Source organism: Acetobacter sp. DsW_54, assembly GCF_002153575.1.
Lineage (GTDB): Bacteria > Pseudomonadota > Alphaproteobacteria > Acetobacterales > Acetobacteraceae > Acetobacter > Acetobacter fabarum.
The window spans coordinates 42,717-54,046 of the sequence record NZ_JOPD01000033.1 but is presented as its reverse complement, the minus strand read 5'-3'; the positions used below and the strand labels follow the sequence as shown (position 1 = coordinate 54,046).

Genomic DNA, 11,330 nt, shown 5'->3' with positions numbered 1-11,330 from the left:
TGCGACTCCGTAGGGAAGGAAAAGCATTTTTTTACCCGGGTGCGCAAGAGTCCCGGTCAAATGATTTTTAGGAACGGCTACGACGGGGGAAGAAGAGCCAGCCGAGCAGAACACCCACAACCGAGACAATACCCAATGAAAGCAAGGGTTTATCCCGCACAAAAGTGACTGCTTTTTCAACCATGCCCTCACCTTCCTCATACAGATCGGCAAAATCTTCCTGCATGTGTGCGGTGAACTGGTCGAGCTTTCCGTCCGCCTGAAGACCGATATCGCCGGTCAGACCACCAGCGGCATCCTTGACATGTCCCTGAACGTCCCGAACCTTGGCGTCGATCTTGTTTTCGATGATGTCGATTTTATCTTTAGCCATGACGACTTTCTCCTTTTTTGAGCCATTCCGTAACGGCCCGCGCATGGAAGCGACCGGAGATCTGCACGATCGCCTGTTGCATCAGACCGCAAAAACGCGTCTCTGACTAGGCATGCCTTCTCCGACGTCCACACAACTGACTGCGCTCATTGTTGGTTCCATGTTTTTTATGGAACAGCTTGATGGCACCATTCTGGCAACGGCCCTGCCTTCCATCGCCCATAGCCTGCATGTGGATACGGTCGCCACGTCTGTTGCCCTGACGTCCTATATTATCGGGCTGGCCATTTTTATTCCCGCATCTGGTGCGCTGGCTGACCGTCTGGGCAGCCGCACGATCCTGATGGTGGCAATCTGCATTTTTGTGGGCAGTTCAATTTTTTGCGGTACCGCCCACTCCCTGCTGTTTTTGGCCATCATGCGCACCATACAGGGCATTGGTGGTGCCCTTATGGTGCCCGTGGGGCGGCTGGCGGTTATTCGCAGCACCCCAGCGGACCAGCTTGTACGCACCATGACATGGATGATGCTGCCAGCCACCCTCGGCCCCCTGCTGGGGCCTGTGGTGGGGGGATATATTACCTCCTGGCTGACATGGCGGTGGAATTTTTACCTGAATATTCCTGTCGGTGTGGTCGGGCTGTTCCTGACCTACCGCTTTATCCCCGAAGTGCGCGAACCCTCCCCCCCTCCGTTTGATCTCAAGGGCCTGTTTCTGGCAGGGGGCGGGCTGGCGGTGCTGTCTGTTTTTGCAGAACTATTCAGCCACGGCACAGGCTCGCCTGCACTTGTTACGGCCCTTTTATGCACAGGCCTGCTGCTGCTGGGCATTTACACCCATCACGCAGGGCGTACGTCTTTTCCGCTCCTGGACCTGCGGCTTATGCGCTTCCAGACTTTTCGCATTTCCGTTTTTGGGGGAGCGGCATCACGCATTGCGGTGGGGTCTTTGCCGTTTCTGCTCCCGTCCTTCCTGCAGATCGGAGCGGGGCTGAGCGCGGCACAGAGCGGGCTTGTCACCTTTGTGGCTCCACTGGGGGCCATTGCCATGCGCCCCTTTGTGCCGGCACTGCTCAAGCGCTGGGGGTTCCGCACCATTCTCATGGCCAATGGCTCATCCGCAGCACTGGTGTTTGCCTTGATCGCCCTTTTCCGCCCGAGCTACCCCTTATGGCTGCTCTCGCTTGTGCTCACACTGGCCGGGGCGGCCCAGTCGCTCCAGTTTTCGGCTTATAACACCGTTGCCTATGCCGACATTCCACAGGACCGGATGAGTGCGGCCACCAGCCTGTATTCCACCATGCAGCAGATCATGCTTTCGGCCGGAATCTGCATTGCCGCAGGCACCCTGACCGTGCTGAGCAGGCTGCACCATAACACCCCTGCAAACATGACCGATTTTGCACTCGGCTTTGTTGTGACTGGCGGCATATCCCTGCTGGCCGTGCCGCTATGCGCCGCACTTTCGCCTTCTGCGGGGGCAAACATGAGCGGTAACCGCCGTTAAGCGCACGCTTTTAACGCACAAATTACATAGCGAAATGTTATTTTATGCACGGTTTCAATGAGGAGGCTTGCACTTGGGCAAAGAGTTCAGCACAGTTCCCTCTGTAAACAGGGTGCCCCTATGCACAGCGTTCCCCTGCATTTTCTGACGCAACTTAGGTTAACGAACAGCGCACCTCATGGACGATAACTCTCCGCCCTCCGCCTCTCCCGCCAAGCCGCGTTCCTCCAAAAAGCGCCTGCTTCTGGCGGGTGGTGCCGTGGTGGCCGCCTGTATTCTGGGCTTTGCCTTCCTGCGCCCGCAGGCAGGCCACAAAACGCACCACGGCGCGGCTGATTCCAGCCAGAGCCAGCCTGTAGCGGTACAGACAGTGCACGCTGGCAGTATGCCCGTGGAACTGACCGAACTGGGCACGGTTGTCCCCATTACCAACGTAACCGTGCAGACCCGTGTGGAAGGCTACCTGATGCAGGTGCTTTTTACCGAAGGCCAGCATGTGCATAAGGGTGACCTGCTCGCCCTGATCGACCCCCGCCCCTATCAGGTGCAACTGGAGCAGTATGAAGGCCAGCTTGCTCAGGACAAGGCACAGCTTGAACAGGCAAGGGTGGACAGCGGGCGCTACCAGCGCCTGATCAAGCAGGACAGTATTGACGCCAAAACCGCACGCGACCAGCAGTTTACGGTTCAGCAGCTTGAAGGCACGGTCAAGGCTGATCAGGCACTGGTGGATAACCAGAAGCTGCAACTGATCTACTGCCACATTATTGCGCCAGTGGATGGGCGCATTGGCATTCGTGCAGTGGATCAGGGCAACTACGTGGCGGCCGGCCAGTCCGGCGGGCTGGCTGTGTTGACACAGATGCAGCCCATCTCGGTCATTTTCACGCTGCCGCAGGACCAGTTGCCCGAGGTGTTTGCCCAGCTACAGGCGCGCAAATCGCTCCCTGTTTCGGCCTGGAACAGTTCCAACACACAAAAAATAGCCGATGGCACGGTCAGCACGCTGGACAGCCAGATTGACACGGCAACCGGCACCGTGCGCCTGCGCGCCATTTTTACCAATGAGGACGAACACCTCTTCCCCAACCAGTTTGTTAACGCACGTCTGCTGGTTAAAACGCTGGACCACGTTCTGCTCCTGCCCACAACCGCTGTGCAGACCGGCCCCTCCGGCCTGTTCGTATATGTTGTCAAGGATGATGACACGGTCAGCGTCCAGCCCGTGACCACCGGCATTTCCAACGGTACGCTCAGCGTTGTCACCTCCGGGCTGAAGGAAGGCGACAGAGTGGTTACAGACGGCACAGACCATTTGCGCGCCGGAATCAAGGTGAGCATTCCCACCACGGCTCCCACCCCAGCACCGGACCATGCCACGCCGTGAACCCATCTGCCATTTTCATCCGCAGGCCCGTTGCAACTACGCTGCTGATGCTGGCCATTTTTATGGCCGGGTTGCTGGGCTACCATTTTCTGCCCATTTCTGCGCTACCACAGGTTGATTACCCCACCATAACGGTGGAAACCTTCTACCCCGGTGCGGGGCCGGATGTTATGGCCACCTCGGTGACTGCGCCGCTGGAAACACAACTTGGCCAGATGCCCGGTCTGGACCAGATGACATCGCGCTCATCGGGTGGGGCGTCGGTCATTACCCTGCGGTTTGACCTGTCCATGTCCATGGATGTGGCGGAGCAGGAAGTGCAGGCCGCCATTAATCAGGCCAACTCCCTGCTGCCAACCGACCTGCCCGCCCCCCCGGTTTACGCCAAGGTCAACCCGGCAGACACCCCTGTGCTCACACTGGGCATTACCTCGGCCACTATTCCGCTCCCCGAAGTGGAAGATTACGTGGACACCCGTCTGGCACAAAAAATCAGCCAGATTTCGGGAGTGGGGCTGGTTACGCTTTCAGGCGGCAACCGCAAGGCCTACCGTGTGCGGGTCAACGTGCCCAAGCTGACCTCCTACGGCATTGATCTGGACACATTGCGTACAACCATTGGCAATGTGAACGTCAACTCCCCCACGGGTACGTTTGATGGAGCACAACGCTCGGCCACATTGCGGGTGGACGGGCAGATTACCAGCCCGGAAATGCTGCTCAATCAGGTCATTGCCTACCAGAGCAGCGGGCCGGTCCGCATCCGCGACGTAGCTACGGTTGTAATCGGGCCGGAAAACACACAGCTTGCCGCGTGGTCCAACCAGACCCCGGCCCTGATCATGAACGTGCAGCGCCAGCCGGGTGCCAACGTGATTGCCGTGGTGGACAACGTCAAGGCCACCCTGCCCACCCTGCGCCAGACCCTGCCACCGGGGATTGATATTATCCCCCTGACAGACCGCACCACCACCATCCGCTCCTCCGTAGCCGATGTGCAGTTCGAGCTGTTTCTCGCACTTGTGCTGGTTGTGGCGGTTATTTTTGTCTTTTTGCGCAATGTTCCCGCCACCATTATTCCCAGCCTGTCCGTGCCGCTTTCCATTATCGGCACGCTGGCCATTATGTACCTGCTCGACTTCTCGCTCGATAATCTCTCGCTCATGGCTCTGACCATCGCCACCGGCTTTGTGGTGGATGATGCCATTGTGATGATCGAAAATATCTCGCGTTATGTGGAAGCGGGCGAGGACCGCATGAGCGCCTCGCTCAAGGGGGCGGGGGAAATTGGCTTTACCATTATCTCGCTGACCATATCGCTCATTGCCGTGCTTATTCCGCTGCTGTTCATGAGCGATGTGGTGGGCCGCCTGTTCCACGAATTCGCCCTTACGCTGGCCACGACCATCATCCTGTCCGCCGTGGTGTCGCTCACACTTGTTCCCATGATGTGCGCCCGTATTCTTTCCGAGCGCCCGCATGACGCAGGCACGGCAGCCACCCCGTTCCTGCGCTGGTCCGCGCGGATGGAAGTGGCAACCGAACGCCTGATTGCCGCCTATGACCGTATGCTCGATGTGGTGCTGGAATGGCGCAAGCTCACACTGGGCGTGGCCGTGGGGACACTGGTGCTGACCGGCCTGCTGGGCTGGTACATTCCCAAAGGGTTTTTCCCCGTGCAGGATACGGGGGTTATTCAGGGTATTTCCGTTGCGGCGCAGTCCATCTCGTTCGAGAACATGAAGGTGCATCAGCAGGAACTGGCCAGAGTAATCCTGAAGGACCCGGATGTGGCCTCCCTCTCCTCCTTTGTGGGGGTGGACGGGCAGAATGCGACGCTTAATCAGGGCCGCTTCCTGATCAACCTGAAAGAGCATGACAGCCGCTCCTCCTCCGCCACCGAAATTGCAGCACGGCTGGAGCAGGAAACAGCGCAGGTTGCGGGGATAAAGCTCTACCTCCAGCCCGTGCAGGACCTCTCGCTCGATACAACCGTATCGGCAACACAATACCAGTTCCTGCTTGAAAACCCCGATTACGACGCCTTTAAAACATGGGTGCCCAAGCTGATCGAACGGTTGCGGCAGGAACCCTCTCTTGCGGATGTTACCTCCGACCTGCAGGCCGAAGGGCTGGTCGCACGCGTAACGCTCGACCGCCCCACAGGGGCCCGTTACTCGATTACACCCCAGACCGTGGATAACGTGCTGTATGACAGCTTTGGCCAGCGCCAGATTTCCACCATCTATACGCAGTCCAACCAGTACCGCGTTATTCTGGAAGCCGAACCGCGCTTTCAAAAAGAGATGTCCTCGCTCAACCAGCTTTACCTGCCCGGTATCAGCGGTAATACGGGGGAGAGCACATCCGGCCCCACACGCTCGCCAACCTCCGGGCTGGTGCCTCTGCCAGCGGTCACCAAGGTCACGCAGGAAACGGCTCCCCTGCTGTTAACCCATTTCGGGCAGTTCCCGGCCACGACCATCTCGTTCAATCTCGCACCCGGCTATGCGCTGGGGGATGCCACAGCCGCCATCCGCCGGGTGGAGGCGGACATCCACCTCCCCGCAGCTTTCCAGACATCTTTCCAAGGGACGGCGGCGGCATTTGAAGGCTCACTCAGCAACGAACTGTTCCTGGTCGCTGCCGCCATTATTGCCGTCTATATTGTGCTGGGCATTCTGTACGAGAGCTTTATCCACCCGGTTACCATTCTCTCCACCCTGCCCTCGGCCGCCATTGGCGCGTTGCTGACCCTGATTGTCGCGGGGGTTAACCTCGACATCATGGGCATTATCGGCATTGTGCTGCTGATTGGCATTGTCAAGAAAAACGCCATCATGATGATCGACTTCGCGCTGGAGGCGGAGCGTGAACATGGGATGGACAGCCTGCGCTCCATTCGCACAGCAGCCACACTGCGTTTTCGCCCCATTCTCATGACCACACTGGCGGCCATGCTGGGGGCCGTACCCATGGTGCTCTCGCATGGTACGGGGTCCGAACTGCGCTATCCGCTGGGGCTGGCCATTATTGGCGGGCTTGCCCTCTCCCAGTTGCTGACCCTGTTCACCACACCGGTCATCTACCTTACGCTGGACACATGGGCGCATAAATGGCGCGGGCTGCGCAACCCCGGCTCTGCATCCCCCCCTAGCGGGCAACCCGTGCCGTGAATATCAGCCGGATTTTTATTGACCGGCCTGTTGCCACCATCCTGCTAAGCGTAGCCCTGTTCCTTGGGGGGCTACTGGGCTACCGTGGCCTGCCTGTTGCCGACCTGCCTAACGTGGACTTCCCGGTTATTCAGGTGCAGGCACGGCAGGCTGGCGGCTCCCCGGAGGAAATTGCCAGTGCCGTGGCCGCCCCCTTGGAGCGGCACCTTGGGCAGATTGCCGATGTTACGGAAATGACATCCCAATCCACCGAAGGCAGCACACGCATTACGCTCCAGTTCGCGCTCTCGCGCGATATTAACGGTGCCGCGCGGGATGTGGAGGCCGCCCTTCAGGCCGCCCATGCGGACATGCCCTCCTCCTTGCGGCAGAACCCCAGCTACCGCAAAGCCAACCCCAACGGCGCGCCGATCCTTATTCTCACCCTGACATCGGACACCCACACCCGCCCCCAGCTTTATGATTACGCAACCAACGTGCTGGTGCAGCATCTGTCCGCCATACAGGGGGTGGGTCAGGTGGAAATCAGCGGGAGTGCGCTACCTGCCATCCGGGCGGAAATAAACCCCCTGCCCCTGTTCAAATACGGCATCGGGTTTGAGGACGTACGCGCAGCCCTTGCCTCTGCCAATGCCCACACCCCCAAAGGGATTATTGACCAGAACGGCGTCCGCTACACGCTGGACACGAATGATCAGGTCCGTACGGCGCAGGACTACCGTGACCTGATTATTGCATGGCGCAATAACCGCCCCGTGCGACTGGCCGATGTGGCGCAGGTGCAGAACAGCGTGGAAGACCTGCGCAACGCCGGGTACTATAACGGTCAGGCATCGGTTATTGCGGTGGTGTTCCCCCAGGCCGGGGCCAATGTGATTCACACTGTGGACCAGATCAATGCGGAAATGCCCCTGCTTAAATCCGCCCTGCCCGGTGGTGTGGCCCTGCATGTGGGGCTTGACCGCTCACTGACCATTCGTGCAGCGCTGGTGGATACGCAACTGACCCTGCTGATCTCGGTCATACTTGTGGTGCTGGTGGTGCTGCTCTTCCTGCACTCACTCCGCATGACGCTTATTCCCGCCGTGGTTGTGCCCACCTCCATTGTGGCGACCTTTGGCGTTATGCGCCTGCTTGGTTTTTCGCTCGATAATATGTCGCTCATGGCGCTTACGGTTTCCACCGGCTTTGTGGTGGATGACGCCATTGTGGTGATGGAAAACATAGCCCGCTACATAGAGCAGGGCCTCCCCCCACGGGATGCCGCCATAAAAGGCAGTGCGGAAGTGGCCTTTACGGTTATTTCCATCTCCATCTCCCTGATTGCCGTCTTTTTGCCCATTCTGCTCATGGGGGGGCTGGCTGGCCGCCTGTTCCACGAGTTCGCCATGACAGTTTCCATCACCATCCTGATCTCGATGGTGCTGTCCCTGACCCTGACCCCCATGATGGCGGCTTACCTGCTGGTGCCCCATACGGCAGGCACGGCGCCTGCGGGTTCTGGCAGCCTGATGCGCCACGCCATTGCCGCCATGACTGCATTTTTGGACCATATGCAGGCCGGTTATACCCGCTCGCTCGACCTTGCCCTGCGCTACCACAAGACCGTCCTGCTCAGCCTGCCCTTTACACTGGCCCTTACGGCAGCCTTGTTCATGCTGATGCCCAAGGGGTTTTTCCCGGTGGAAGACACGGGCATGCTCATGGGGCGCCTGCAGGGGGACCAGTCAATCTCCTTCGGGGCGTTGGCCAAAAAACTGACCGAAGTGCAGAAAGTGCTGCTGCACGACCGCGATGTGGAGAGCGTGTCCTCCTTTATCGGGGGGCGTGGCTCCTCCAACGAGGCAGGGGTGTTTTTGCAGCTCAAGGATAAAGCTGCCCGGAACGACACCCCGACCGACCTGATCGCCCGTGTTAACCGCAAATTGCGTAATCTGGTCGGAGCCAGTTTTTTTCTGATGCAGCCCGGTGCCATCCGTTCCGGCGCACGGCAGAGCAATGCGGCATACCAGTATACGCTGGAGGGTGAAAACTCATCCGAGCTCTACACATGGACCGCCCGCCTGCTGGCAGAGCTGCGCCGCCACCCGGAACTGACAACCCTTTCCTCCGACGTGCAGCTGGGTGGCTCGGCCATTAGCACCCAGATCGACCGGGATACGTCCGCCCGTGTCAACATTACCCCCCAGCTCCTGTCCAACACGCTGTACGATGCGTTTGGCCAGCGCGCGGCCTCGGTCATCTACAACAGGCTCAACCAGTACCGCGTGATCATGGAGGCCGACCCCAAAAGCTGGTCCAACCCGGAAAGTCTGATGCAGGTCTGGATAAGCGTTGCCGGGGGCTCGGCTGGTGGGGGAACGCGCTCCAACACCATTCGGGCGCGCAATGCCTCCAGCACCGGCTCCACCAGCACGCAGGCCAGCCAGAGTTCCCTGTCCTTTAAAAACCAGATTGCCAATGCGCTGGCCGGGGGGGCTGGTGCGTCCAATGGTTCAGCAGTCAGCACCTCATCCGAAGCCATGGTGCCGCTCACACTGGTTACTCATCTGGTGCCAAGCCGCACCCCGCTTTCGGTCAACCATCAGGGGCTGGCGGTTGCGGCTACGCTCTCGTTCAATCTGGCCAAGGGGGTTTCTCTGGGCACGGCCACGCAGATCATCAACACCGCACAGGTCGCGCTGCATATGCCCAATACCATCCACGGCAGTTTTGCCGGCAATGCCGCGCAGTTCCAGAAAGCGGTCAGCGATGAACCCCTGCTTATTCTGGCAGCCCTTGTGGCCGTCTATATTACACTGGGTGTTCTGTACGAAAGCTACGTACACCCGCTGACCATTCTCTCCACCCTGCCCTCGGCTGGTGTAGGGGCCCTGCTGGCCCTGCAACTGGCTGGGGAGGAGTTCTCGCTCATTGCCATGATCGGGGTGATCCTGCTGATTGGCATTGTGAAGAAAAATGCCATCATGCTGGTGGATTTTGCCATTATGGCCGAACGCGAAGAGGGTATGTCCGCCCATGATGCCATACGCACCGCCTGCCTGCTCCGCTTCCGCCCGATCATGATGACATCGGTCGCAGCGGCCTTGGGGGCTGCCCCGCTTATGGTCGCCAACGGATACGGGGCCGAACTGCGGCACCCGCTGGGCATTGCCATTGTTGGCGGGCTGATCGTGAGCCAGGCCCTTACCCTTTATACAACGCCGGTTATTTATCTGATGTTCGATGCTTGGCAGGCCCGTGCCGGGTCTTTTATCCGCTCGTTATCGTTTTCCCGCAGCTTCAGGCAGGACCGCTGAATGCCTTTTTATCGTCCCTTCCTTTCCCTTCGCCTGTCCCTGCTGCTGGCACCTGCCGCTCTGGCCGGGTGCATGGTCGGGCCGGATTACAAACGGCCCACGCCCATTATCTCGCCCGCCTTCAAGGAACTACGTCCGGCACCGGGCTGGCAGTACGCTGCCCCACAACTGGCCAGCCTGCCCAAAGGTTCGTGGTGGACAATCTATAACGACCCGCAGTTGAATGCTCTGGAAGCTCAGGTAGACATCAACAACCAGAATATCATTCAGTACGAGGCACGCTACCGTAACGCCCGGGCCACCATTAACTCCATCCGGGCACAGCTTTACCCAACGCTTAGCGGTGCGCTCTCCTTCAACCGACAGAGTTCGGGCCGTGGGTCGCGCTCCAGCGGCACCATTATCAATTATGGCTCCGATGGCTCGAGCAGCACGAGCGCAACCCCCTCCAACTCCACCGAAAACACCTATGCCACGGGGCCAAGTGTTTCGTGGGATCTGGATTTATGGGGCAAGATCAGGCGGCAGATTCAGGCTCAGGTTACAGAAGCACAGGCCACAGCCGCAGACCTTGCCAATGCACGCCTGTCTTATCAGGCACAATTGGCCACGGCTTATTTCAACCTGCGGTATCAGGACAGCCTGTATGATCTGCTGACCAAAAACGTGGCGTTTTATGAGCGCTCGTACCAGATCACCAAAAACCAGTATGATGCAGGCACGGCAGACCCAACCACCCTGCTGCAGGCCAAAACACAGCTGGAACAGACCCGCGCTCAGGCCACCGCAACCGGCATAGCCCGCGCGCAGTATGAGCACGCTATTGCTGTTCTTATGGGTAAAGCCCCTGCGGACCTTTCCATCCCCCATGGCGCATTGCCACGGGCCATTCCGGCTATTCCGGTTATGGTTCCGGCCAGCCTGCTCCAGCGCCGCCCCGATATTGCGGCGGCCGAGCGCCGGATGGAGGAATACAACGCCCAGATTGGCGCGGCCATGGCCGCGTTCTACCCCGATGTCAAACTCACGGCGACATACTCCTATAGCGGGGACCCTGTTGGCTCTCTTGTGCAGGTTGCAAACCGCATCTGGACCCTTGGCGCCTCGGCTACGGAAACACTGTTTGCCGGGGGCGCAAGAACTGCCGCCGTCCATGAGGCCGACAGCAATTACAATGCCTATGTGGCCACCTACCGGCAAACCGTACTGACAGCCCTGCAAGGGGTGGAAGACCAGCTTTCCAACCTGCGTATTCTGGCTGATCAGGCAGAGCAGCAGCATGTTGCGCTGGATGCCGCCAACAGAGCCGTTACGGTTGCATTCAACCAGTATATGGCAGGCACCCAGATTTACACGACCGTGATTACCGCCGAGGTGACGGCCCTGTCCAACGCGCAGACCGCACTGCAAATCCAGCAAAGCCGTATTCTGGACTCTGTCAGTCTGGTGGAAGCCCTTGGCGGGGGGTGGAATGCCTCCGAACTCCCCAGCAAAAACTCCATGCAGACAGACAACCCGCTCCTGCCCTCCTTTATTCAAAAAGACAAAAACTAGGCGGACCACCGCCCAACAAAAAACCTCCGGAGCA

Annotated in this window: 6 protein-coding genes; 5 read left to right on the top strand and 1 reads right to left on the bottom strand. The window is 59.1% G+C overall.

Annotated features, from left to right (window positions below; genetic code table 11):
* Positions 1-67 precede the first annotated feature (67 nt).
* Positions 68-373: a YqjD family protein gene (locus HK20_RS11295; protein ID WP_086647210.1), complete on the bottom strand. Its 306-nt coding sequence runs from the start codon at positions 371-373 to the stop codon at positions 68-70.
* Between the two features lie 112 nt (positions 374-485).
* On the opposite strand from HK20_RS11295, the gene HK20_RS11290 reads away from it, so the two are divergent.
* From HK20_RS11290 to HK20_RS11270, 5 genes are all read left to right on the top strand, one after another.
* Entirely contained in the window at positions 486-1,880 is a 1,395-nt protein-coding gene (locus HK20_RS11290; RefSeq protein ID WP_086647147.1) for an MFS transporter, read from the top strand.
* Positions 1,881-2,058: 178 nt separating this feature from the next.
* On the top strand, positions 2,059-3,267 hold the full coding sequence (locus HK20_RS11285; RefSeq protein WP_086647146.1) for an efflux RND transporter periplasmic adaptor subunit: 1,209 nt from the start codon (positions 2,059-2,061) through the stop codon (positions 3,265-3,267).
* On the top strand, positions 3,264-6,443 hold the full coding sequence (locus HK20_RS11280) for an efflux RND transporter permease subunit (protein WP_086647145.1): 3,180 nt from the start codon (positions 3,264-3,266) through the stop codon (positions 6,441-6,443). Before HK20_RS11285 ends, HK20_RS11280 begins: the two co-directional genes overlap by 4 nt.
* The gene (locus HK20_RS11275; protein ID WP_086647144.1) at positions 6,440-9,742 is read left to right on the top strand and encodes an efflux RND transporter permease subunit; all 3,303 of its coding nucleotides are present in this window, start codon (positions 6,440-6,442) and stop codon (positions 9,740-9,742) included. Before HK20_RS11280 ends, HK20_RS11275 begins: the two co-directional genes overlap by 4 nt.
* Positions 9,743-11,296, top strand: a complete 1,554-nt coding sequence (locus HK20_RS11270) for an efflux transporter outer membrane subunit (RefSeq protein WP_086647143.1) — start codon at positions 9,743-9,745, stop codon at positions 11,294-11,296.
* Positions 11,297-11,330: the final 34 nt, after the last annotated feature.

What these genes read in the sequence shown, in the direction of transcription:
- HK20_RS11290 (WP_086647147.1), top strand. Translation starts at nt 486, where the DNA reads ATGCCTTCTCCGACGTCCACACAACTGACTGCGCTCATTGTTGGTTCC.
- HK20_RS11270 (WP_086647143.1), top strand. Translation starts at nt 9,743, where the DNA reads ATGCCTTTTTATCGTCCCTTCCTTTCCCTTCGCCTGTCCCTGCTGCTG.
- HK20_RS11295 (WP_086647210.1), bottom strand. Translation starts at nt 373, where the DNA reads ATGGCTAAAGATAAAATCGACATCATCGAAAACAAGATCGACGCCAAG.
- HK20_RS11285 (WP_086647146.1), top strand. Translation starts at nt 2,059, where the DNA reads ATGGACGATAACTCTCCGCCCTCCGCCTCTCCCGCCAAGCCGCGTTCC.